Origin of the sequence: Epilithonimonas hominis, assembly GCF_003730015.1 — a bacterium.
GTDB lineage: Bacteria > Bacteroidota > Bacteroidia > Flavobacteriales > Weeksellaceae > Epilithonimonas > Epilithonimonas hominis.
In genome coordinates, this window is the sequence record NZ_RJTU01000043.1 from 54,047 (window position 1) to 76,066 (window position 22,020).

Annotated in this window: 24 protein-coding genes and 2 pseudogenes; 14 read left to right on the top strand and 12 right to left on the bottom strand. The window is 35.5% G+C overall.

Annotation, left to right across the window (positions count from 1 at the left end):
• Positions 1 to 42 precede the first annotated feature (42 nt).
• Positions 43 to 453 (bottom strand): acyl-CoA thioesterase, encoded by a 411-nt coding sequence (locus EGH73_RS06480; protein WP_123281172.1) that lies wholly within the window; start codon positions 451 to 453, stop codon positions 43 to 45.
• A 134-nt stretch (positions 454 to 587) separates the two neighbouring features.
• Between EGH73_RS06480 and dnaA the strand changes: the two genes are divergently transcribed.
• Entirely contained in the window at positions 588 to 2,042 is a 1,455-nt protein-coding gene (gene dnaA / locus EGH73_RS06485; protein ID WP_089770045.1) for a chromosomal replication initiator protein DnaA, read from the top strand.
• A gap of 32 nt (positions 2,043 to 2,074) precedes the next feature.
• On the opposite strand, the gene EGH73_RS06490 is transcribed toward dnaA, so the two are convergent.
• The 7 genes from EGH73_RS06490 to EGH73_RS06520 all read right to left on the bottom strand — a co-directional run bounded on the left by EGH73_RS06490 (position 2,075) and on the right by EGH73_RS06520 (position 6,689).
• Positions 2,075 to 2,569, bottom strand: a complete 495-nt coding sequence (locus EGH73_RS06490) for a GNAT family N-acetyltransferase (RefSeq protein WP_123281173.1) — start codon at positions 2,567 to 2,569, stop codon at positions 2,075 to 2,077.
• Entirely contained in the window at positions 2,570 to 3,613 is a 1,044-nt protein-coding gene (gene arsB, locus EGH73_RS06495) for an ACR3 family arsenite efflux transporter (RefSeq protein ID WP_123281196.1), read from the bottom strand. It abuts the gene before it with no gap.
• Entirely contained in the window at positions 3,598 to 4,227 is a 630-nt protein-coding gene (locus EGH73_RS06500; protein WP_123281174.1) for a low molecular weight phosphatase family protein, read from the bottom strand. The genes arsB and EGH73_RS06500 overlap by 16 nt, the downstream gene beginning before the upstream one ends.
• 41 nt (positions 4,228 to 4,268) lie before the next feature.
• Entirely contained in the window at positions 4,269 to 5,387 is a 1,119-nt protein-coding gene (gene chrA / locus EGH73_RS06505) for a chromate efflux transporter (protein WP_123281175.1), read from the bottom strand.
• A gap of 2 nt (positions 5,388 to 5,389) precedes the next feature.
• Positions 5,390 to 5,821 carry a DoxX family protein gene (locus EGH73_RS06510; RefSeq protein ID WP_123281176.1) on the bottom strand — a complete coding sequence of 144 codons (432 nt, stop codon included), beginning with the start codon at positions 5,819 to 5,821 and terminating at the stop codon, positions 5,390 to 5,392.
• A gap of 12 nt (positions 5,822 to 5,833) precedes the next feature.
• On the bottom strand, positions 5,834 to 6,298 hold the full coding sequence (locus EGH73_RS06515) for a DUF6428 family protein (protein WP_123281177.1): 465 nt from the start codon (positions 6,296 to 6,298) through the stop codon (positions 5,834 to 5,836).
• A gap of 64 nt (positions 6,299 to 6,362) precedes the next feature.
• Positions 6,363 to 6,689: an ArsR/SmtB family transcription factor gene (locus EGH73_RS06520; protein ID WP_123281178.1), complete on the bottom strand. Its 327-nt coding sequence runs from the start codon at positions 6,687 to 6,689 to the stop codon at positions 6,363 to 6,365.
• A 125-nt stretch (positions 6,690 to 6,814) separates the two neighbouring features.
• On the opposite strand from EGH73_RS06520, the gene EGH73_RS06525 reads away from it, so the two are divergent.
• From EGH73_RS06525 to EGH73_RS06555, 7 genes and pseudogenes are all read left to right on the top strand, one after another.
• Positions 6,815 to 7,255, top strand: coding sequence for a low molecular weight protein-tyrosine-phosphatase (locus EGH73_RS06525; RefSeq protein ID WP_123281179.1), 441 nt, complete (start codon positions 6,815 to 6,817; stop codon positions 7,253 to 7,255).
• A 39-nt stretch (positions 7,256 to 7,294) separates the two neighbouring features.
• Positions 7,295 to 8,571: pseudogene (locus EGH73_RS06530) on the top strand (dicarboxylate/amino acid:cation symporter).
• A 29-nt stretch (positions 8,572 to 8,600) separates the two neighbouring features.
• Complete coding sequence (locus tag EGH73_RS06535; RefSeq protein ID WP_089770036.1) at positions 8,601 to 9,101, top strand: DUF4304 domain-containing protein; 501 nt, start codon at positions 8,601 to 8,603, stop codon at positions 9,099 to 9,101.
• Between the two features lie 79 nt (positions 9,102 to 9,180).
• Positions 9,181 to 9,879, top strand: coding sequence for an SAM-dependent methyltransferase (locus EGH73_RS06540; RefSeq protein WP_123281180.1), 699 nt, complete (start codon positions 9,181 to 9,183; stop codon positions 9,877 to 9,879).
• Between the two features lie 106 nt (positions 9,880 to 9,985).
• Positions 9,986 to 11,134 (top strand): AI-2E family transporter, encoded by a 1,149-nt coding sequence (locus tag EGH73_RS06545; protein WP_123281181.1) that lies wholly within the window; start codon positions 9,986 to 9,988, stop codon positions 11,132 to 11,134.
• Between the two features lie 123 nt (positions 11,135 to 11,257).
• Positions 11,258 to 11,872: a DUF1684 domain-containing protein gene (locus tag EGH73_RS06550; RefSeq protein ID WP_123281182.1), complete on the top strand. Its 615-nt coding sequence runs from the start codon at positions 11,258 to 11,260 to the stop codon at positions 11,870 to 11,872.
• Positions 11,873 to 11,942: 70 nt separating this feature from the next.
• Positions 11,943 to 12,320: a hypothetical protein gene (locus EGH73_RS06555; RefSeq protein WP_123281183.1), complete on the top strand. Its 378-nt coding sequence runs from the start codon at positions 11,943 to 11,945 to the stop codon at positions 12,318 to 12,320.
• A 31-nt stretch (positions 12,321 to 12,351) separates the two neighbouring features.
• Here the strand turns inward: EGH73_RS06555 and EGH73_RS06560 are convergent, their stop codons facing one another.
• A complete protein-coding gene (locus EGH73_RS06560) occupies positions 12,352 to 14,493 on the bottom strand; it encodes an endonuclease MutS2 (RefSeq protein WP_123281184.1) in 2,142 nt (713 codons plus the stop codon).
• 802 nt (positions 14,494 to 15,295) lie between these two features.
• Here EGH73_RS06560 and EGH73_RS06565 point away from each other — a divergent pair.
• The 5 genes from EGH73_RS06565 to EGH73_RS06585 are packed head-to-tail and all read left to right on the top strand — an operon-like array spanning position 15,296 to position 17,657.
• Complete coding sequence (locus tag EGH73_RS06565; RefSeq protein WP_114999183.1) at positions 15,296 to 15,829, top strand: carboxymuconolactone decarboxylase family protein; 534 nt, start codon at positions 15,296 to 15,298, stop codon at positions 15,827 to 15,829.
• A gap of 1 nt (position 15,830) precedes the next feature.
• Positions 15,831 to 16,346: a YybH family protein gene (locus EGH73_RS06570; RefSeq protein WP_221177744.1), complete on the top strand. Its 516-nt coding sequence runs from the start codon at positions 15,831 to 15,833 to the stop codon at positions 16,344 to 16,346.
• Positions 16,343 to 16,549: a DUF2798 domain-containing protein gene (locus tag EGH73_RS14395; protein ID WP_114999185.1), complete on the top strand. Its 207-nt coding sequence runs from the start codon at positions 16,343 to 16,345 to the stop codon at positions 16,547 to 16,549. The genes EGH73_RS06570 and EGH73_RS14395 overlap by 4 nt, the downstream gene beginning before the upstream one ends.
• 4 nt (positions 16,550 to 16,553) lie before the next feature.
• On the top strand, positions 16,554 to 16,757 hold the full coding sequence (locus EGH73_RS06580) for a 2-hydroxymuconate tautomerase family protein (RefSeq protein ID WP_114999187.1): 204 nt from the start codon (positions 16,554 to 16,556) through the stop codon (positions 16,755 to 16,757).
• 18 nt (positions 16,758 to 16,775) lie between these two features.
• A complete protein-coding gene (locus EGH73_RS06585) occupies positions 16,776 to 17,657 on the top strand; it encodes a helix-turn-helix domain-containing protein (RefSeq protein WP_114999189.1) in 882 nt (293 codons plus the stop codon).
• Between the two features lie 253 nt (positions 17,658 to 17,910).
• On the opposite strand, the gene EGH73_RS06590 is transcribed toward EGH73_RS06585, so the two are convergent.
• Together EGH73_RS06590 and EGH73_RS06595 are read right to left on the bottom strand one after the other, a co-directional pair.
• A complete protein-coding gene (locus EGH73_RS06590) occupies positions 17,911 to 19,029 on the bottom strand; it encodes an IS91 family transposase (protein ID WP_123281185.1) in 1,119 nt (372 codons plus the stop codon).
• Positions 19,013 to 19,966, bottom strand: a complete 954-nt coding sequence (locus tag EGH73_RS06595; protein WP_123281186.1) for a tyrosine-type recombinase/integrase — start codon at positions 19,964 to 19,966, stop codon at positions 19,013 to 19,015. The genes EGH73_RS06590 and EGH73_RS06595 overlap by 17 nt, the downstream gene beginning before the upstream one ends.
• A gap of 274 nt (positions 19,967 to 20,240) precedes the next feature.
• Here EGH73_RS06595 and EGH73_RS06600 point away from each other — a divergent pair, with 274 nt between their 5' ends.
• Positions 20,241 to 21,263 (top strand): alpha/beta fold hydrolase, encoded by a 1,023-nt coding sequence (locus EGH73_RS06600; RefSeq protein ID WP_123281187.1) that lies wholly within the window; start codon positions 20,241 to 20,243, stop codon positions 21,261 to 21,263.
• A gap of 220 nt (positions 21,264 to 21,483) precedes the next feature.
• Here the strand turns inward: EGH73_RS06600 and EGH73_RS06605 are convergent.
• Positions 21,484 to 21,999: pseudogene (locus EGH73_RS06605) on the bottom strand (IS91 family transposase); the annotation flags it as partial.
• Positions 22,000 to 22,020 lie beyond the last annotated feature (21 nt).

Genomic DNA, 22,020 nt, shown 5'->3' on the forward strand with positions numbered 1-22,020 from the left:
TATTTTAATTCCGAATATGTTGAAAATTTAAGGAAAGATAATTTATTCCTTCCAATTTTCCTTAATCAAGTCCAAAAGAAAATCGGGACATCTTACAATTTTATTAGTTTCGGCATCCAGGAAAAATAGAGTGGTGGAAGCTTCTGTAATTTTCACTTTATCTTCATTGTAAATTTCATAATCAAATTCAATTTTAACGCCCGGAATTTTTTTTACGTAAGTATGAATTTCCAAAAGTTGGTCATAAAGTCCTGGTTTCAAATACTTAATTTTATATTCGGAAACGGGAAGGAAAATTCCTCTCTTTTCAATTTCATCATATGACATTCCAAGGGTGCGAAAAAGTTCAACTCTTGCGACTTCAAAATATTCTGCATAGTTACCATAATAAACATATTTCATGGGGTCTGTTTCTCCGTAACGTACTCGTATTGAGTGTGTTGTGTGTATCATTTTAAGTCGATAATAATTCATACAAATATATTTTTTAATAATCAATAGCTAAAATATTTTTTTATAAAAATTAATAATTGGATATTTGTCTTCTTCTAAAAAAACTAGAATATTACCGGTAATAGCAGCAGAAAATGAATGATAATTTGGTATTGATCTGGGATAGGTGTCTCCAGTTTATGAGAGACAATCTAAACGCAGCGGAGGATAATTCAGACCTCAAAAAGTTACAAAATTCTTTCGACTTATTGTTTGACAAAGTTCAGCCAATTTCTTTGGTAAACAATAATCTTACGTTGCTAGTTCCAAGCGATTTTTATAAGGAATATATTGAAGATAATTATCTGTCTTTACTGTCTGCTGCGCTCAAAAAAAATATCGGTAAAGGTGTGAAGTTGTGGTATTCTGTAATGGAAAACAAACCTGCAGGAAAAGAAAAACCAATTACGATGAACGTAAAAGGAATTTCTACACAGGCTCCAAAAATTCAGGAAGCGAGACCGGTTATTAAGGAAAATAATGTCAATCCTTTTGTAGTCCCAGGAATCAAGAAAATCAATATAGATTCTAATCTAAAAGCAGATCAATCTTTTGATAATTTTGTAGAAGGTGAAAGCAACAAGTTTGCCTGCACAGTTGCAAAATCGATTGCAAAAAGACCTGGAGCAACCGCCTTTAACCCACTGTTTGTTTATGGCGGATATGGTGTTGGAAAAACGCACCTGGCTCAGGCAATTGGTTTGGAGGTAAAAGCTTCTTTTCCTGATAAGGTTGTACTTTATCAGTCTTCGGAAAAATTCATTCAGGATTTCGTAAAAGCGGCTAAATCCCAAAATAAAACAGACTTCCAGAATTATTATCAGATGATTGATGTTTTGATTATCGATGATATTCAGTTCTTATCCGGAAAGGCAGCAACACAGGACAGCTTCTTCCATATTTTTGATTATCTCCATCAGAATGGTAAACAAATTATCTTGACATCTGATAAAGCGCCTGCTGATATTTTGGATACTCAGGAAAGAATTATTTCCCGTTTCAAATGGGGACTTTCTGCGGAAATCAAATCGCCTAATTTCGAGACAAGAAGAAAAATCATCGTTGACAAATTAAGTCGTGACGGAATTGAACTGACCGATGATATGCTTGATTATCTAGCTTCTGAAGTTAAAACCAACGGTGTAAGAGAACTCATCGGTGTTGTAAATGCGGTGATTGCTTATTCAACAGTTTATAAATCGGATTTCAGTCTTGATTTATTAAAAGACACCATTAACAAGTTAGCGACAACTCAAAAGAAAACCATCAATATTCCTTATATTCAGGAAGTTGTATGTGATTATTTCGGGATTCAGAGAGAGCAATTGTTGTCTAAAACTAGAAAAAGAGAAATTGCTTTGCCTAGACAGTTAGCCATGTATTTTGCAAAAGAATATACGAATGCAACCTTTACAAAAATCGGAGAAGAAATGGGCGGGAAAGACCATTCGACCGTGATGTATGCTTGCGACACGATCCGCGATGTTTCCAAAATAGATAAAGAATTGAAGAAATACATCAAAGATTTGAAAGAAAAAATCGGTCAATAATAATTAAAGTCTGAAAATTTTCAGACTTTTTTTTAAATCAAATTCGCACTTCGTCTTTCCAAAAGAATAGTGTCTCGCCAGATTCCATCCATTTTTGAAATTTTTTCACGATATCCAACCTTTCTAAAACCAAATTTATCGTGAAGTTTTAGACTTGCTTCATTTTCCGGAAAAACACTGGATTGTAAAGTCCAGATTCCGTTGTTCTCACTTTCATAAATTAAAACTTTCATAAGTTCAGAAGCTATTCCCAATCCAAAAAAATCTGGATGAATATAAATGCTGACTTCCGCAACACCGGAATAATTGCATCTTGATGAAACAGGACTTAGCGCAATCCAGCCTGCGATGTTATTTTCTATCTCTACTACAAATCTTGAATGCTGAAGGTAACCTTTGTCCCATTCTTCCCAGGTTGGAACAGAGGTGTTGAAAGTCGCATTTTTAGTTTCTATTCCCAGTTTATAAATTTCCAGAACATCCTTTCTATGCATTTCTAACAAAGGTTTTGTAGCAAATGTTTTCATTTAAATATGATTATCGTAGTAATATTTTTTCTTTAGAAATAAGCTTAGTTTCACCAATAGAATCAATACAGGAACTTCTACCAAAGGGCCAATGACTCCAACAAAAGCTTGTGCTGAATTGATTCCGAAAACCGAAATCGCTACTGCAATTGCTAACTCAAAATTGTTTCCAGTTGCAGTGAAAGAGATGGAAGCGTTTTTATCATAAGGAACTTTCATTGATTTGTTAATAAAAAAACTTACAAAAAACATCAGTACAAAGTAAACAATCAAAGGAACGGCAACTTTTAACACATCCATTGGCAGTTCAACAATTGTACTTCCTTTCAGGCTAAACATCAAAACAATCGTGAATAATAAAGCATATAAAGTAATTGGCGAAATTGCTGGTATAAATTTTCGGCTGTACCAATCTACGCCTTTTGTTTTTACTAAAAAATAACGTGTTAAAAATCCTGCTAAAAAGGGAATGCCGAGGTAAATCAAAACACTTTCCGTCACATCACGCATCGGCACCGAAACATTAAAATTTCCGAAGCCTAATTTTTGCGGCAATACATTAATAAACAGCCAGACGAAAAAACTGTACGAAAAAATCTGAAAAATACTGTTCAGCGCAACCAGAAGCGTAGCATATTCACGGTTTCCTTTTGCCAAGTCATTCCATACGATTACCATTGCAATGCATCTCGCAAGCCCGATTAAAATCAGTCCGACCATATAATCCGGCTCGTCTCGAAGAAATATGATGGCCAGAATAAACATTAAAACTGGACCAATAATCCAGTTGAGAATCAACGAAATAGGCAGCACTTTTTTATCCTTGAAAGTTTTTGGCAACAATGAGTAATCTACTTTTGCAAGCGGCGGATACATCATCAAAATCAATCCAATCGCCAACGGAATATTTGTGCTTCCTACAGAAAGGCTTTCTGTCATTATAGAAAAATCCGGGAAAAAGTATCCTAAAGCTACTCCGATTGTCATCGCAAGAAAAATCCAAAGCGTTAAATACCGGTCAAGAAATTTTAATTTTGGCTGCATTTTATTTTTTTTAATAATGAAAAAGAATAAAGACATTCCATAGCAATTTGATTGCTTCTTTCGGTATATTTTTCGTCCATTAGAATGGAATTGTCATAAGATTTCGGGTCGAAATATGTTGTTCCAATGCGTAAATCACACCCAGGAATAAAAGGACAATTTTCATCTGAATCTCCGCAAGTCATTACTGCTACAAAATTTTCTTTGGGAAGACTTTCATCGTCGATCGTTTTAGAAAAACAAAGATTTGATTTGCTTTCGCCAAATAACACTTCATATTTCGGATTGGCTGTTTCGTCAGATTTTTTAACCTCGAAACCACAAGCAATCAAAGCATTGATGGCATTTTGATTAAAAGCTGTAACTTCAGTTCCTGCTGAAAAACTATGGATATCAAAACCATAAAAATCGGCAGCAACTTTTGACCAAACCTGCCCGAGATGACTTCTGCGTGAGTTGTGTGTGCAAACATAGACCAGATTAACCTCTTCTTTTTCATCAATCTTTCGCTGGATATGAGTCGCCAGTTTTTCCAACAAAGCTTTTCTTTCAGGATTGATTTCTTTAAAATTGTTGCTGAGAATTTCACAACGCTCTTTTATTTTCTGAAACATTTTTAGTTTAAATATTAAATTTGTTATTTTATTATTTTAGTTTAAATCAGAAATAATAAATATCCCAACAAAGCACCACCCAGAACAACAAAAGCACTGTTGATTTTAGGATATTTAAAAACGACAATTGCGCTCAAAACAGCGATCAGAACCGTCTTCCAGTCCGAAACTGAATCTTTTGCCATCGTGAAACAAACAGAAGCGATAATGGCAACAGAAGCTACATTGACTGCATCAAGAAAAGCCGAAAAACTTTTAGAATTTCTAAGTTTTTTCATCAGCGGATTGATGAGCGCAACCAGAATAAACGAAGGTGTAAAAATGGCAACCGTAGAAACCACCGCACCTGTAAAACCATTCATTTGATAACCTATAAATGTCACCGAAGAAAAAACCGGACCCGGCGTAAACTGTCCTACAGCAATAGCATCAATCAATTGTTTTCTGGAAAGCAGACCTTGAGCAACGAGCTCCGAATCCAGAAAAGCAAACAAAACGTAACCGCTTCCGTATAAAATCGCTCCGATTTTGAGGAAAATACCGATTAGTTTTAAGTTGGTCTCGGAAAAAAGTGCGTTAGAATTGGCTGTGAAAAACAGAAAAGGAACAAAACTTTTAACCGAATTCTGATTGCTTTTCTGAATATAGAATAAAATCAACGCAAGAAAACCAGCTCCAAACATCAAAATTATTTCGCTGATGCCGTAAAGTGATAACACCAAAACAGAAATCCCGATTATCGCAAGAAAAACTGTTTTCATCGATTTTTTAGCCAAAGGAAAAACTGCACCAAGAATAATGGTAGTAATTGCTGGTTTTACACCATAAAGAAAAGGCTGAACTTCAGGGACATTTCCGTATAATTTATAAAGCCAGGCAAAAATTCCGGTAATGAAAACAGCGGGCAGAATAAAACACAAACCGGCAACCAAAAGCCCTTTCCAACCACCTTTGTCATAACCGATGTGGATTGCCATTTCCGTACTATTGGGACCGGGAATCAGATTGGTTGCGCCCAACAGATCCAAAAAATGCTGTTCGCTCATCCATTTTCTTTTGACTACAACTTCCTGTTGCATCATTGCGATGTGTGCTGCAGGACCACCAAAACCGATCACTCCGAGTTTCAGAAAAAGTTTTGCAATTTCGCCAACTATCATATTTAGCTTTTAGAATTAAAAAATAAATAATCCAATCCCAATTTTCCACTGCCTTTCAGAAGTAAAAACAAACTTCCCATCATCATTGCCCAGTCGGTTCTGCTGTCGTGAAGAAAATCCCAGAAACCTTTTTCCAATAAAATCGGAATTTTGGTGGTGAAGAACGCTACCGCCATTATGATTACCAAAATAAAGGCGGATATTCTTGTAAAGATCCCGACAATCAGCAATAATCCGCATAAAATTTCAAAAGTTCCGACGAAATTTTCCCAAAACTCAAAATCATCAAAACCTATCTTTTCAAATCTTCTGCTTCCGACTGATTCTGGGCGAAGGAATTTCTGTAAACCTTCCGAAAGAAATACCAAACTAACCATCAAACGAATAATAATGGTAGTTTTTGAATTGTCAGTTTTCAATATGTCTTTTAGCATTTTCAATTTTTTTTAGCAACATCCACTTCCGGGAGTACAAGAGTTAGAGTTTAATTCTGATAAATTTCTTTTTGTTTTTGTTGCCGGGATTCCGCAAGCGTCTTGAGCCAGACAAGCTGTTGTTTTATTTTTAAGAATAAAATTTTTTCCATCGAAGTCCAAATCATATTTACCGATAGTACCGTTTTGATATTCTACTTCAATTTCAGAATTTTCTATGCCCAATTTTTCTTCCGAAAGTCTGATGATGTTAAGTAATTTTCCTGGTTTTAAACGATGTTCATAATCATTTGCATTCCAGAGTTGAAAATTCACAACTTTCTCATTTCGGATTGTCCCGCCACAATCAATGAAGTTTTTTTGGATAACTCCGACTTCGGTAACGTGGAAATGTTCCGGAACAAAAGTCCCATTTTCTAACTGAAATTCTACATTTTCCAATGTTGGAAGAATCTCTTTGATTTGTTCAAGTGTCATATTAGTAAGATTATGATTAATTTGTTTTATTGCAATATTACGATTGATGGATTCAAAAAAATATTCAGCAACATTTTTCTTTAGAAATGGTTTCGATGATTTTTGAAAAATAAGAATTGATGATTTCGATGACCTTTTCATTAATACAATAACAAATCGAGTTTCCTTCGATATTTCCTTTGATAATTCCCGCATTTTTTAATTCTTTCAAGTGTTGCGAAACTGTCGGCTGCGCCAATGGAAGTTCATTCACTATGTCTCCGCAGATACATTCGTTTACTTTCATCAGATATTCGATAATAGCGATTCTTGCAGGATGTCCAAGTGCTTTTGCGATGTTGGCAATTCTATTTTGTTGTTCTGTAAAATGTTCAGTTTTGGTTGCGCCCATTTTAATAATTTAATATTGCAATATTACGATTAAAATTTAATTGACCAATTAATTTTGAATTCTTTTTTTTGTTTTAAATTTATAGTCATCTTACTTTTTACATTATACATTTTACAGTTAAAAAAATGAAAATACTAATGGTTTGTCTCGGGAATATTTGCAGAAGTCCTTTGGCAGAAGGAATTTTGAAATCTAAACTCGATGATAATCATTTTATTGATAGTGCCGGAACAATCGATTATCACGAAGGAAGTCTGCCCGACGAACGTTCTGTAAAAACCGCTTTCAAAAACGGAATTGATATTTCGATGCAAAAATCTCGTCCAATCAAAAAATCAGATTTGGAAGAGTTTGATTTGATTTTCTGTATGGACAAAAACAATTATAAAGATGTTCTAAAAATGGCGGACGATTCTCAAAAGCATAAAATCAGATTGATTCTTGATAACGAATTGGAAGTTCCAGATCCGTATTATGGCGGAATTGACGGATTTGATAAAGTTTACAAAATGCTCGACGAATCCTGCGAAATAATCGCCAAAAAAATCAAGAACAACACGATATAATTCACAAACAATTCTAAATTTGTAAGATAAGTTCTTTTTATGAATTTGGACATTGAACAAAAATCTATAAAACCGAAAAAATTCTATCAGCTTCTTTATATTCAGGTACTGATTGCGATTGTTTTCGGTGTTTCGCTCGGTTATTTTTATCCGGATTTAGGCGAGAAAATGAAACCGCTCGGCGACGGATTCATCAAGCTGGTCAAAATGATTATTGCGCCGGTAATTTTCTTACCGTTTCCACAGGAATTGCTGGAATGAACGACCTGAAAAAAGTCGGAAGAGTCGCAGGAAAAGCATTTGCCTATTTCTTTACATTTTCAACCTTAGCATTGATTATCGGTTTGGTTGTCAGTAATCTGGTTCAACCTGGCAAAGGTCTTAACATCGATCCAAGCACTTTGAATAGCGCAGAGGTCGAGAAATATGTTAAAGCAGCCCACGATAACTCGATGGTGAGTTTTATTTACAATATCATTCCCGAAACGTTATTTAGTCCATTAACTGGCGATAATATTTTGCAGGTTTTGCTGGTAGCCATTTTATTTGGAGTGGCTTTGGCTGTGACTTCGGAGAAAAGTCAATCAATTCAAGATTTTCTCCAAACTTTGACGATTCCGATTTTCAAAATTGTAGAAATTCTAATGAAACTCGCTCCAATTGGTGCATTTGGCGCAATGGCTTTCACGATTGGAAAGTATGGCTTAGAATCGCTCAAAAACTTGGCAATGCTGGTCGGGACATTTTATGTGACTTCTGCGTTGTTTGTTATTGTGATTTTAGGAAGCGTTGCTTGGTATAATGGATTCAATATTTTCAAATTTCTGAAATACATCAAAGAAGAAATTTTTCTAGTTTTAGGAACAAGTTCGTCTGAACCTGCTCTTCCCGGATTGATGAAAAAAATGGAAAATGCAGGCTGTGACAAAAGTGTTGTTGGTTTGGTGGTTCCTACTGGCTATTCCTTCAATCTCGATGGAACCAATATTTATATGACTTTGGCAGCGTTGTTCATTGCGCAGGCTTGTAATATCGACTTAACTTTGGAGCATCAGATTGGATTACTTTTGGTCGCGATGTTGAGTTCCAAAGGTGCGGCTGGCGTTACAGGTGCAGGATTTATCACTTTGGCCGCAACTTTAGCAGTCGTTCCCGAAGTTCCGATTGCCGGAATGACTTTGATTCTCGGCATCGATAAGTTTATGTCAGAATGCCGTGCTTTGACCAATGTGATTGGGAATGCAGTCGCGACAGTTGTCGTTTCCAATTGGGAAAATCGTTTGGACAAAGACCGATTAAAAGAAGTTTTGAATTAAATTTGTGATTATTAGGATAATTATTAAAAATGAATGCTAAAGAAAAACAGACTGAATTTATAAAATTACATTTGAAACCTTTTTTCAAAAATAGAGATTATAAAAATTCAAACCAAACTTGGTGGAAAGATCGTGGTGATTTTTATAATGTGATTAATCTTCAGAATTTCTCTTGGAATACTAAAGATAAAATTGATTTCAGATTTAATTTAGGTATCGCATTAAAAGCAACTTTGAAGGATAGAACTTTAAAGAAAGTCACTCATTTTGATTGTGTCACTCATTTGGGTAATGGAGCTTTTTTACCAGATAGTAAAAATAGAAAGTTTGGAAGCAATCTAGGATATGAAATTAAATCTGATACTCATTTAGACGATTTTATTACTTCTTTTTTTGATGATTTTTCTAATTATGTAATTCCTAACTTCGAAAAGCAAAATAATTTGAAAGAACTAATTGATTTCTATAATCAATATGAATTCTGGGGAAATCAATTAGAAAAACAAATTATAATAAATAACTTAATTTAAAATTCTAGCTAAATTTTCACGGTCTTGAATTTTTGGTTCTTTTGTTTCAAGTCAAAAAAATATAATTAATAAACTTAAAATGCTATACCTTCTACCAGCTTATCTTTCCGAAAATTCTCCAATAGAATATTTTGCGCCGACAATCAAAGACATTATTATGAATGTCGATCATTATTTTGTGGAGAACGAAAAGACAGCCAGAAAAGTCATCAAATTCTTTGCGCCAGAGAAAAAACAACCTGAACTCAAATTGTTTCTTCTTGACAAATATTCCGAAACAGCAGATTTGAAAGAAGCTCAAAAGTTGATGAAAGAAGGCGTAGATTTTGGATTACTTTCAGAAGCCGGTTTGCCTTGTATCGGCGACCCAGGAAATATTATGGTTGGCTGGTCGCATAAAAATAACGTAAAAGTTATTCCTGTCAACGGTCCAAGTTCTTTCGTTCTGGCTTTGATTGCAAGCGGATTCAATGGTCAGCAGTTTTCGTTCAATGGTTATTTGGCTATCGAAAAAGACAAGAAGAAAAAAGAAATTCAACATCTGGAAAATTTGGTTGAGAAAACTGGATTTACACAGATTTTTATGGAAACACCTTACAGAAATAATCCATTGTTTGAAGATTTGACCAAGTTTCTCAACCCAAATACAAAGTTGTGCATCGCCGCCAACATCAATGACCCAGAAACCGAATTTATCAAAACAAAAACGATCAACGATTGGAAAAAAGAAAAGCCAGAGTTACATAAGATTCCGGCCGTTTTTCTAATCGGAAAATAATTTAAAAACCATATAGACACATAGCTATTTATTCTTTAAAGTCACAAAAACTATGTGTCTATGTGGTGAAAATATTTTGTAAATTCAAGAATTGTAAATTTAAGCTATGAACCAGAATTATCCTTTTTATCTCAAGTTATCTTGTGTTCTTATAAGCATTGTTGTTTTAGGATTTCTTGCCATTATTGGTGAGCAGATTTTTGTTCCGATGATTTTGGGATTGCTTGTTGCGATTTTGCTGACTCCGCTTTCTCGTTTTATGGAAAAAAGATTGAGATTCCCAAGAAGTTTGTCTTCTATTGTCGCAAGTCTTTTGGCGCTGGCAATTATTGGAGGTGTGATTTACGGAATCTCGATGCAAGTTGCTAAATTATCCAATGATTGGCCTCAGTTTCAGAAACAGTTTATCACTCTAACAGATGATTTGCAAAGCTGGATTTCCAAAACATTTGGCGTCAGAAGAAAAGACCAGCTTGAATATCTGAACGATACGGCAAAAAAATCAATCAGTACAGGAACTGCTATTTTGGAAAGTGCGCTGAAGTCGGTTGGCTATATCTTGATGCTGACAGGTTTCACTTTTTTGTTTGCATTATTTTTCCTTTTGTACAGAACGCATCTTCTCAAATTTTTGGTGGCAAGTTTCACAGAATCGCATCACAAGACGGTTTTTGAAGTGGTTCACAGCATTCAGTTTATGGTGAAAAAATATCTGGTTGGATTGTTTCTGCAAATGATTATTGTAACGATTTTATCTTTGATTGCTTATACGATTATCGGTGTTAAATATAATTTTATGCTGGCAATCATCACAGGAATTCTCAATATTTTGCCTTATATCGGGATTTTTATCGCTTTGTTGATTGGTGCTTTGATTACATTCGCAACATCCGGAATCAGTCACGTTTTGTTTATTGTGATTGCGATTGTTGTGATTCATGCCATTGACGGAAATATCATAATGCCAAGAGTTGTCGGTTCTAAAGTGAAAATCAATTCTTTGATTGTGATTATCGGTTTGGTAATCGGTGAAATGCTTTGGGGAATTGCCGGAATGTTTTTGACGATTCCTGTTTTGGCGATTCTTAAAATTATTTTTGATAGAGTAGAAGGTCTCCAGTCTTGGGGTTTCCTGATGGGTGAAGATGATGAAGTTCCTGTTTTCAAATCTACTTTTGATAAGTATTTTCAAATGAAAAAGGCTAAGTTGAAATCCAATGAAATCAGTGATTCTGAAAGTGAATCTGCAGACTAAACGTGATTGGTATGAATCACTTGCAGCCCGGCTTGAGCGGAAATCCTTTTTACGCAACGCAGTGGAGTGAAAAGATTGGGAGCGGAAGACGGATAAAGCTGCCCCAAATAATAAAATTGAATTATGAAAAAATTAAGTTTCCTATTCCTTATTTTGTCTTTGTTTCTAAATGCTCAGACCGAAAAAGAAAATATTGCATCGATAAAAAAGTTCCAAAAAGAACTCAATACAGAATATCTGAACCCCAAAGAAACACCTTTGCGAGGCGATAATCTGAAGAATTTTAAAAAGCATCCGTTCTTTCCAATTAACCTAAAATACAGAGTTACCGCAAAATTTGTAAAAACCGAAAATCCTGTTCCGTTTGAATTGCCAACTTCTTCGGGAAAATTCAAACAATATCAGGAATATGGAAAAGCAACTTTTGAATTGGACGGAAAATCGTTGACCTTGACTTTATATCAAAGTCTGGATTTGATGAAAATGGAGAAATATAAAGACCATCTTTTCTTGCCTTTCCGCGATGAAACCAATGAAAAAGAAACTTACGGCGGCGGAAAATATATGGATTTGAAAATCCCTGCCGGAAACGAAATCATTCTGGATTTTAACCAATCTTATCAACCTTATTGTGCTTATAATGCTTTTGATTATAATTGCCCAATTGTTCCAGCAGAAAACAAATTACCAGTGAGAATTGAAGCTGGTGTGAAGTATGAGGATGTTTATCATCATTAATTTTTAACTTTAACTTCCTTTAACAAGGCTTTTGCACAATCCTTGGAACTTATCTCTCAAATATTAAATTATGAGCGATAAAAAATTAGCCGGACTATGGATAGACGGCAGAAAAGCAATAGTTGTGACGAATCACGATGGACAGGATATTTCAGAATTTGAAGTGAAACAAATTGTATTTGCAGATGTACAGCACGGCAACTCCAATGAAAACGCTGCAAACAATGTAGAACAAACCAACAAGTCAAAATTCTTTAAAGAGATAGAAAAAGTCATCACCAATAGTACAGATTTGTATATTACGGGACCTGGAACTTCTCAAGAAGAGTTACGAAATCATTTGTTAGAAACACCTCAATATAAGAATTTGAACATCAAATTAGGAACAGATTCCCAACTCAGCGAAGAGCAAGTTTTGGAAGAAGTGAAATCTCACTTCCACGCATAAAGCAAAAGCGAAGGTTAATCTTCGCTTTTTTTTATATTCTCTCCAATTCTCCAGAATCAATCGTGGTTTTGAAAGTTCCGTAGTTAACAATGACTTTGTTTTTTGAAATCTTTTCAATAGTGCCTACACTGGTGCTTCCGGAAATCCTAACACGTTGACCTACTTTCATCCAAACGGCGCGTTCTGCTTTTCGCTTTTCCTCCAGTTTCTCGTTGGTTTCAGCAATTTTTTCGATAACATCTTCTTTTTTCAATTGTTGTGTGATTTTACGTTTCACAACCTGAAGACGTTTGCTCTCGTCTTTGTCTGTCCCTATTTTTCTGAATTTCTCTTGCTCCAGAATTTTGACAAAATCTTTCACTACATCTTTTCGGGATTTACCTTTCACGTAACTGTCGATAAATGTTTCAATCTTGTTTCCGAATTGAAGTTTTCTGTGTTCTTCTTCATAAAGTTTTTGAAAATTGAATAACTTTTGCTGAAGTTGTTCATTCAGTTTTTGGAGATTGTCGCGTTTGTCTTCTACAGAATCACGTTTTTCTGACAAGTCAGATTTCAGCTTTTCAACTTCGAATTTTTCCTGCTGAAGTTTTACAATTGTTTTATCAAGGTTGACAATGTCGTGTTCAACTTTCTTCCTTGCATTTTTGATGATGAATCTTGGGATTCTATTTTTCTCAGCGACTTCAAAAGTGAAAGAACTTCCGGCTTGCCCGATTTCCAATTTGTAAAGCGGTTCCAATGTTCTTTCGTCAAAAAGCATCGCTGCGTTTGTAGCTGCAGGAAGATTTTCCACAACCAGTTTGATATTGGTATAATGCGTTGTGATGATTCCAAAACTTTTCTTGTCATAAAAATATTCCATAAAACTTTCCGCCAAAGCGCCACCTAATTCTGGATCAGAACCAGTCCCGAATTCGTCAATCAAAAGCAGGGTTTTGTTATCCGCTTCTCGAATCATTCCGGACATCTTTTTCAAGCGGGAAGAGTAGGTTGATAAGTGATTTTCTATGGATTGATTATCACCAATATCAGTCATAATTTTCTCAAAGAAAAACATTTCGGATTTTGGATGGACAGGAACCAAAATTCCACTCTGAATCATCAGTTGTAATAATCCAACCGTTTTTAAAGTGATGGATTTTCCGCCGGCGTTTGGTCCAGAGATACAGATAATTCGGTTATGTTCGGTTAAGGTTAAAGTTTGTGGGAAAATCTCTTTGTTTTCATTTTTATTCCTGATCCAAAGTAACGGATGAAAAGCATCTTTCAGACGTAAGGTCTGATGTCTGTTGATTTTCGGTAAAATTCCATTGACTTTTTCAGCAAATTTGGCTTTGGCTCGGATTAAGTCCAGATCAAAAATATAAGTCTGATAATCCGAAAGTTGAGGCTGGAATTCTGATAACTCCGCTGTTAATTTTCTAAGAATTTTATCGATTTCTTTTTTCTCTTCTTCTTGATTTTCCTTCAGTTTGAAATAATGTTTCACTACACTTTCCGGTTGCATAAAAGTAATAGAACCCGTTTTGGAAATTCCTAAAACACGTCCGTTAACTCTTTTTTTGAAGCCCGATTTTACTGCTAAAACTCTTTGATCCTCAATGATACTTTCTCTAATATCTTCTAAAAATTCTGAATAAGTAGCTAAAGAACGATTGAAATTCTCATCAACGGCTTTTCTGGCGTGCTGTATTTCGGTTCTTAAAGTTTTCAGAACAGCAGAAGCATCACTTTTAACATCTCCAAATCGGTTGAAAACTTTATCCACTTTATCAATGATTTCTTTTCGGAATTCTAAGTCTTTGACTTCTTCCAAAAGTGTGGGGAAAGCTTCTGAAAACTGAGGGAAGAATTTTTGCAGTTTTCCGATTTGTTCCGTGATCGTTTTGATTTTGATAAACGATTTGTTTTCTAATCGGTAATTCTCGATCAGCATCAATTTCAATTCTTCTTCGATGTCTTCGTATTCATCAAAAGGGATTGCGTTGGAACTTTCGAAACTCGTTAGGAATTCCGAAGTTTTCTTCAGAGATAATTCTGCTTCGTCAATTTCCATTGGGCGAAGTTCCATGATGTTGTCTGCCGTTTTTGGCGAATAAGCGAAAGGGGCGATTTCCGCAAGAAGTTCCGGAAATTCGAGTTCGTTAAGGTCTGCTTGATTGATATTCACAGAGCAAATTTACTGAGATAAATTTAGAATGAAAATATTTGTAGCGGATTAGATTTTAAATTATCAATCTTTTCCCTGACAGATAGTTATCATAACAATTATTAATTTAATAATTTTTGAAATGGATTTTTATAAATCATCCAATGAGAATTAATACGGCTTTATACGGACTATGTACGAGGTATGTATGGCGTATGTACGGAGTATCTCCGAAGTGTGTAACGCAAAATATTCTCCCATGATTTGAGAATCTTGCAAAAAGAAGTCCATTTTTCGGGGCCGAATCGATTGGATAATCTTATTGTTTTGTGAGTTTTAAATGAATAATTATCTGATTATCATTTGTTTGTAAAGAAAGATTGTTGTGCTGTTGTATGTGTTAAAGTGTCAGTTGTGGAGGCTGGCTAAAAAAGGTTAGAGAAATCTGTTTTAATTATTTTTTATAGCATTACTTTAACCATTGCGCATTTCATATAGCTTGCAGAGAAAATGCGAAACTAAATTACTAATATTCTATATAAAATACGCAACAAACTATCAGTGTAAAACACTCTTCTTTAAAGAGTTTTAAACAAATATAGAAAAATATCGATTACATGATAAACTTTCGTATATTTGGGTGTTATCTGCAACCCTAACGAACACCCTGCTAACATTCAACATTTAGACAAGAAGAAACCAAAGCCCACCCACCACCCAAAAAAAATAATCCATTCAAAAGCATAATCTATCCATTCTTAAATAATAAGTTTCACTGCATCTTTGCACTGTCAATAATGACAGAGAATTAAAATTATTTAAAATGGAAAAATTCATAGTTCCCACAAGAGAAAGCGTTTCAGAAAATAATCAAGCATTATTTGACAACTTACAAAAAGCAGTTGGTTTTGTGCCAAATATGTATGCTTTTTTTGCTCATTCGCCATCAGCTTTGGGCGATTATCTTACGCTTCAAAATCGTAAAAATTCTTTAAATAATAAAGAAAAAGAAGTAATTAATTTAGTCGTAAGTCAATTAAATGGCTGTAACTATTGTAAAGCAGCACATACTGTAATTGGCAAAATGGTTGGCTTTACCGTAGAGCAAACTTTGGAAATTAGGAAGGCGAATATTTCGTTTAACCCTAAATTGAATGCACTTGTAAAGCTTGCAAAAGAAATTGTAACTAACAAAGGCGAAGTATCAGAAGAAGCAAAAGAAAATTTCTTTAACGAAGGTTACACTACCGAGAATTTAGTTGATGTTGTGATGACAGTTGGTGATAAGATTATCACTAATTATTTATTTGCCATTGCCAAAGTGCCAATAGATTTTCCTGAACCACAAGCAATATAAAATGTTTAAATTTCTTACACTCACAAGTTTAATTTTATACACAATGAATGTGAATTCACAAAATATTTCGCAACTCGTCATTGATGGGTCAGACGTAAAAAATGAAAGTGCTGAGATAATGGCACTTTCAAAATTTTATAAAGCCTTTAATAACCAAGATATGCTTCTAATGGAGCAATCTTGGTTAAATGCGGCAGATATTTCTATGGATAACCCTATTGGTGGTATCCGCAGGGGTTGGGAAGAAATTGGTAAAGGATACGATAAAATATTCAAGGGCAAAGCAAAAGTATATGTAGAATTTTATGATTTCTCAATTCATAAAACTTCAAATATGTTTTTTGCTACGGGCAGAGAACGTGGCTATTTCAAAACAGATACAATTGAAATTCCTTTGGCAATTAGAACCACGAGAATATTTATTTTAGTTGAAGGCAATTGGCGACAAATACACCATCACGGTTCAATTGACAATCCTGATTTATTGAAAACGTATCAAGAAGCAATACTAAAATGATAACAAAGTCTGCATTAAAATCAGCTACCGTTGTCGCTTTGGTTGTTACGAGCTATATTACATTTACCTTAGTTGCTGTAAATGTCGGCTTCATTCAAAACTTTATTTATGTGTGGCTACGTAGTTGGCTCATCGCTTTTTTATTAGCTTTGCCTTCCTTGCTTTATGTAGCACCGTTTATTAAAAACAAATTTAAAATCTAAAAAAATGCCCTACGTAAATATCAAAATCACCAAAGATGTTGTAACATCAGAGCAGAAAGCACAGCTAATAAAAGGAGTAACGACTTTACTTCAAGAAGTGCTTAATAAAAACCCTGCAACCACATTTGTAATTATTGACGAAGTAGAAACTGACAATTGGGGCATTGCGGGAGAACAAGTAACAAAAAGAAGAAAAAGAGAAAGTTAAATTTAATACTTTTGAGTTATGAAAGAACAAGACGTTTTTACATTAATCAATCAGCAAAACGGAAACCTTGCTTTCAAGCTTTTTTCATTTTGCGATAATAGTCATTTTGACCATTTACAACGCAATAATTTTTACACAGTAATTTGGATAAAAGATGGAGATGGACTTTTAAATGTAGATTTTTCAGAATATCTATTTCAGAAGAATACGGTTTTTGCATTTACACCTTATCAACCTTTTATGTTTTCTACTGATAAAAAAATTAGTGGAGTAGCCTTGCAATTTCATTCCGATTTTTATTGTATTCATCGCAATCCAAAAGAAACTAATTGCGATACGGTTCTTTTTAACAACATTTATCAAGAGCCTTTTATTAGTATTGATAATTTAACTGAGAATAAATTGAACCAGCAATTGGAACAACTAAAATCTGAAATACTAAATAAAGAAAACGACAACTACGAATTGCTAATCCCTAATTTAAAAATATTTTTAGTAACATTATCAAGACTAAAAGCACTTTCAAAAGTCAATGAGCCAAAGTTTATTGAAGCAGAAACACCTTTTATTTTACAAAATTTGAAAAAGGCAATTGAAGAGAATTTTACGCAAAAACATTCAGCAAGCGATTACGCAACGCTTTTAAATATTTCGGCAAATGCTTTGGCAAAGTTGGTAAAAACACACTACAACAAAACACTCACCGACCTAATAACCGAAAGAATAATTATAGAAGCCAAACGAGAACTGTATATGACCAGCAAACCGATTAAAGAAGTAGCTTGGTATTTAGGGTATGCAGACGAATTTCATTTTAGCAGACTTTTTAAATCCAAAACGGATATTTCACCTCAATTGTACAGAGAAACAGTAGGTTTTGCGAAAGCAGAATTGAATTGACCGAAGAAGGGCAGCAGATAATAACTAAGCTTTCGTTTTGTCTGCAAGACAAGAAATGAAAGCCCGTTGAACGGAAGCTCCGGTAGCTTTTCAGCGGTATTTTGGCAGTCTATGGAGTTTTCGATTTTAGAATTTAGGATCACAAAGCAGTTTTTCGGAAGGACTGCTTTTTTTTGTGACCTTTTGTGGTCTTTGTGGGTGTTTTCTGCTGTTTTTCTTCGCTGCAGAACACAGATTCCCTTACCCGCAAAGGTTATTTTGCAGACAGCGTTTGGGTAACGAAAAGAAAATCCTGCGGCGGGCCGCGCTGCCCGAAAACAGCAATGGTGACCAGGTTTCCTTCTTTACAACACCGGCATTTTTTAAGCAAAGTCTGGGGAAGGAAAACGATTCTTTCGACTTTCAACTCTGCCTGTAAATTCTGCAGTTTCCCGCGTTTCCAGCTGCTGCTCAGGATTCCATAATGCCTGATCCGCACAAACCTTTTTGGCAGAATATGCAGGGAGAACCTTCGCGCAAACTCTTCGTTGCTGAGGGTCATCTCCTTTTTTTCGCCACCTTTCCGGTAATCTTTGTAGCCAAAACGAACTTCTTTATCGGTAACTTCTTTGATGCGGTGATTGCTGATGGCGACTTTGTGGGTGTATCTGCCTAAATATTCAATCACCTGTTTCGGACCGCCAAAAGGTCTTTTGGCATAGACGACCCAGTTCTTGGTAAAGAGTTTATCCATTAAATTGGAATCTTTTACTCCCGAAGTTCTCAATAAAGCCACAAACTTTGCCCGAAATACCTTGCCCAAAGCTTTTACAGAGAAGAGATATTTATCGGTTCGTACTTTCTTTTTCCACTTTCCGTGATGATCAATTCCGCCGCCAGGAACAATGCAGTGCAGGTGCGGATGCAAGCTCAGGTTCTGTCCCCACGTGTGAAGTATCGCAATCATTCCGAGCTGCATTCCTTCCGTTTTGCCAAACTGGTTTAATGTTGCCCAGGCGGCCTCAAACAAGGCTTTGTAAATGAGTGTGGGATTGGCAATTGCCAAACCGTTCAGCTCTTCGGGAAGCGTGAAAACGAGATGATAATAGCTGCACGGGAGTAAATCCGCTTCGCGCTTCTGAATCCATTCTTCTTTTTTATGACCTTGACATTGCGGACAATGCCGATTACGACACGAGTTGTAACTGATGGAAAGATTTCCGCAACCGTCGCACGCATCGATATGACCGCCCAAAGCTGAAGTCCGGCAGTACGATAAAGCCCGAAGTGTTTTTTCCTGATGAACCGTAAAATTCTGAGTTGATAAACTGATTTTACGAAGAACATCTGCAACGCTTCCGTTTTGATGCTTTGCCTTACTTCGGGATTCCATTTTTGCGGCATAAAGCGAAAACGGTATCCAGAGGGCTGTGCGGCTGCTGATCCGATAGCTGGCAGACATGGAGGTATTCCATCGTCGATTCAATTCTTTCATGACCCAGAAGTTTCTGAACCATGATGATCGGAACGCCGTCTTCCAGCAGATGCGTGGCGTAGCTGTGGCGCAAAGTATGGGTGTGAACCTCTTTGGTGATGCCGGCTTTTTTTGAGATGGTCTTGATCACCCACTGAACGCCGCGCTGGCTGTAGCGGGAGTCAAAATCAGGTTTCTGTAAAGCGTTTTGATGTGTTTTTAAATCAATCTCCTCAATATTCCTGTTATGGTTCCCATTGAATAAATACTGATCCGGATTTTCAACTTTAATAAAGGTTTTTAAGCCTCTGATTAAATGCTCCGACAAAGGTACATAACGGTCTTTGCTTCCTTTACCTTGAACAACATGCAGTATTTGTCGGTCAAAATCCAGGTGCTGAAGTTTGATATTCCGCACTTCCATGCAGCGCAGTCCGCAACCGTAGATCAGGCCGATGAGCAGTTTGTGTTTCAGGAGTTCGGCGGTTTGAAGCATGCGCCAGATCTCTTCGCGGCTCAGGATTACGGGCAGTTTTTTGACTTTTGGAATGGCGGGAAGGTGGAGGTAGCTGTAAGGCAAACCTTCGGTTTTCAGCAAAAACCGCAGTCCGTAAACGGTATGTTTAAAGTACGACTGGGAAGGGGTTTTTGATTGCTTTTGAAGTTCAAAAAGGTAATCTTTGATGTCTTCCGGGTCTAATTCGGTAGGGACTTTACCGAAATGCAGTGCCAAGGCTGCAACGTGACGGGAATAATTGTCGAAGGTACGCTTGCTTCTGCCCAGGATGGAAATATTTCTTTCGAAGCGTTGCAGGAGTTCGGCAAAACCGTTAACTTCGCTCGAGGCACGATTCAGGAATTTGTTTGTCCTTAAATCCTCCGGAGATTTTTTTTTGTAGCCATTTGATGAGTTTTTAAAAGGTTAATAAAAACAAAGTTACTAAAACGGCGAATGGGAAAAGCTACCGGAGGTTTAGTTCAACATCGTATTGGCAATAGGCGGGCTGAACGGCTTCGTATCAACGGAAGTGCAAAATTCAACTTCTGTTCTTCGATTAAAGTTCAGTGCTAAAAATCCCGCCCATCGCCAATACGCGGCACGTTAGCGGAAATTTTATACCAAACGCAATATGAAAATTATAATTTCAATTTTTCTAATTATTATTTCGAATAATATATATGGACAAAATGATTTAAAAGATAAATTTCAGATTTTCACTTTTGAAGATTCAAAACTTGGAAAGATAGAATATTGCACGTTCAAATCAAGTATCGAAAAAAGAAAACCAATTTTGCTTTTTATTCACGGTTCAGGAAATTTACCAACTTTTCAGTATCGAAACGACTTAAAAAATTATGCTTGGAGTGCTTTTGTGGAAGTTCAAAAATACAAAGATGATTATCACGTAATTTTTGTAAATAAGCCTGGAATTCCATTGTTTGATACAGTTAACATTGGAAAAAATGGCGAATTGGAATACCCTATAAACAATGAATATAAACAAAATTTTTCTTTAGATTGGAGAGCTGAATCTGCTTCAAAAATTATTAATAATGCTATCAAAAAACTTCCTGTTGATAAATCCAAAATTTTAGTAATTGGACATTCTCAAGGAGGACAAGTTGCACCAAAAGTTGCTGTTTTAAACAAAAAAGTAACACACGTTGTTCTACTTAACAGTAATTCTTTGAATCATTTGTATGATTTTGTGCTTCAAGAAAGATTAAATGCATTTAAAGGAAATACTACTTTTGAGCAAAGTCAGAAAAATATTGATACTTTATTTTCAGATTACAAGAATATTTTTGAAAATTCAGAAAGCAGAGAAAAATTATGGGACGGAGAAACCTATTTTCGTTGGGCGAATTTTAGCAAAGAAACTCCATTAGAAAATATGTTAAAATTAAAAATTCCAATTCTGATGATTGCAGGAGGAAAAGACATTTGGGGTTCTTTTATTATGAATACAGATTATGCAGAAATAGAATTTTTGCAAAAAGGAAAAAATAATTTGATATATAAAGTTTATCCGAATGCAAATCACTTTTTACAAGACGAAATTGTAGAAAACGGAAAAACTAATTATGTTGATTTGAAGCCTCAAATTTTTGAAAAAATAATAAAATGGACAAATGAAAAAAACTTCCGCTAATAGCTAAGTTTTCGTTGCGTGCGTAGCACGAACAATGAAAACCCTGTTGAACGGAAGCTTCGGGAGCTTTTTCGCCACTATGGGTTTATCGTAAAGTTTTTAGAAAATATTTCAAGAGAACAGGACGTTCTCTTTTTTTTAGGCATTCGTTTTTGGCGAACTTTGTCGGTTTTATCGTGTTTTCCTTCATGTCGGGGCATAATTTCCCTTACCCAAAAATCTATTTTTTAGGCGTTGGCTGGCTTTGGCTCATTTCCAAAAACCATTGTGGCGGACCTCGAAGATCGAACGTGGCAATCGTTACCAAATTTCCAACTTTACAACAACTACATTTCGGCTGAAAAACTTTAGAAAGGGGCTTTTCTTTGGTTTGAATACCTAATTTTTGTTGCAAAATTTTGAGTTTTTCACGCTTCCAGGTAGAGCTCAACAAACCATAATGACGGATTTTCACAAATCTTTTCGGCAAAATATGCATCGCAAAACGGCGGATAAACTCCTCGTGGCTCAAAACCATCTGCTTTTTGATGCCTTTTTGGCGGTAATCTTTGTAAGAAAAAGTGACCGTCTCCGCATCAATTTTTCTGATTCTCTGGTTGCTGACTGCGATTTTGTGGGAATAACGACCCAAATATTCCACCACCGATTTTGGGCTTCCAAAAGGCTTTTTGGCGTAAACTACCCAAGGTTTTTCCCACAGACTTTGCCTGATTTTGGTATATTCTTTAAGGTTTTTTTAAAAACCACGTGAATTAAG

Bases quoted from the DNA above. Each gene is read 5' to 3' on its own strand.
- EGH73_RS06480 (WP_123281172.1), bottom strand. From the start codon at position 453: ATGATACACACAACACACTCAATACGAGTACGTTACGGAGAAACAGAC.
- dnaA (WP_089770045.1), top strand. From the start codon at position 588: ATGAATGATAATTTGGTATTGATCTGGGATAGGTGTCTCCAGTTTATG.
- EGH73_RS06490 (WP_123281173.1), bottom strand. From the start codon at position 2,569: ATGAAAACATTTGCTACAAAACCTTTGTTAGAAATGCATAGAAAGGAT.
- arsB (WP_123281196.1), bottom strand. From the start codon at position 3,613: ATGCAGCCAAAATTAAAATTTCTTGACCGGTATTTAACGCTTTGGATT.
- EGH73_RS06500 (WP_123281174.1), bottom strand. From the start codon at position 4,227: ATGTTTCAGAAAATAAAAGAGCGTTGTGAAATTCTCAGCAACAATTTT.
- chrA (WP_123281175.1), bottom strand. From the start codon at position 5,387: ATGATAGTTGGCGAAATTGCAAAACTTTTTCTGAAACTCGGAGTGATC.
- EGH73_RS06510 (WP_123281176.1), bottom strand. From the start codon at position 5,821: ATGCTAAAAGACATATTGAAAACTGACAATTCAAAAACTACCATTATT.
- EGH73_RS06515 (WP_123281177.1), bottom strand. From the start codon at position 6,298: ATGACACTTGAACAAATCAAAGAGATTCTTCCAACATTGGAAAATGTA.
- EGH73_RS06520 (WP_123281178.1), bottom strand. From the start codon at position 6,689: ATGGGCGCAACCAAAACTGAACATTTTACAGAACAACAAAATAGAATT.
- EGH73_RS06525 (WP_123281179.1), top strand. From the start codon at position 6,815: ATGAAAATACTAATGGTTTGTCTCGGGAATATTTGCAGAAGTCCTTTG.
- EGH73_RS06535 (WP_089770036.1), top strand. From the start codon at position 8,601: ATGAATGCTAAAGAAAAACAGACTGAATTTATAAAATTACATTTGAAA.
- EGH73_RS06540 (WP_123281180.1), top strand. From the start codon at position 9,181: ATGCTATACCTTCTACCAGCTTATCTTTCCGAAAATTCTCCAATAGAA.
- EGH73_RS06545 (WP_123281181.1), top strand. From the start codon at position 9,986: ATGAACCAGAATTATCCTTTTTATCTCAAGTTATCTTGTGTTCTTATA.
- EGH73_RS06550 (WP_123281182.1), top strand. From the start codon at position 11,258: ATGAAAAAATTAAGTTTCCTATTCCTTATTTTGTCTTTGTTTCTAAAT.
- EGH73_RS06555 (WP_123281183.1), top strand. From the start codon at position 11,943: ATGAGCGATAAAAAATTAGCCGGACTATGGATAGACGGCAGAAAAGCA.
- EGH73_RS06565 (WP_114999183.1), top strand. From the start codon at position 15,296: ATGGAAAAATTCATAGTTCCCACAAGAGAAAGCGTTTCAGAAAATAAT.
- EGH73_RS06570 (WP_221177744.1), top strand. From the start codon at position 15,831: ATGTTTAAATTTCTTACACTCACAAGTTTAATTTTATACACAATGAAT.
- EGH73_RS14395 (WP_114999185.1), top strand. From the start codon at position 16,343: ATGATAACAAAGTCTGCATTAAAATCAGCTACCGTTGTCGCTTTGGTT.
- EGH73_RS06580 (WP_114999187.1), top strand. From the start codon at position 16,554: ATGCCCTACGTAAATATCAAAATCACCAAAGATGTTGTAACATCAGAG.
- EGH73_RS06585 (WP_114999189.1), top strand. From the start codon at position 16,776: ATGAAAGAACAAGACGTTTTTACATTAATCAATCAGCAAAACGGAAAC.
- EGH73_RS06590 (WP_123281185.1), bottom strand. From the start codon at position 19,029: ATGGAATCCCGAAGTAAGGCAAAGCATCAAAACGGAAGCGTTGCAGAT.
- EGH73_RS06600 (WP_123281187.1), top strand. From the start codon at position 20,241: ATGAAAATTATAATTTCAATTTTTCTAATTATTATTTCGAATAATATA.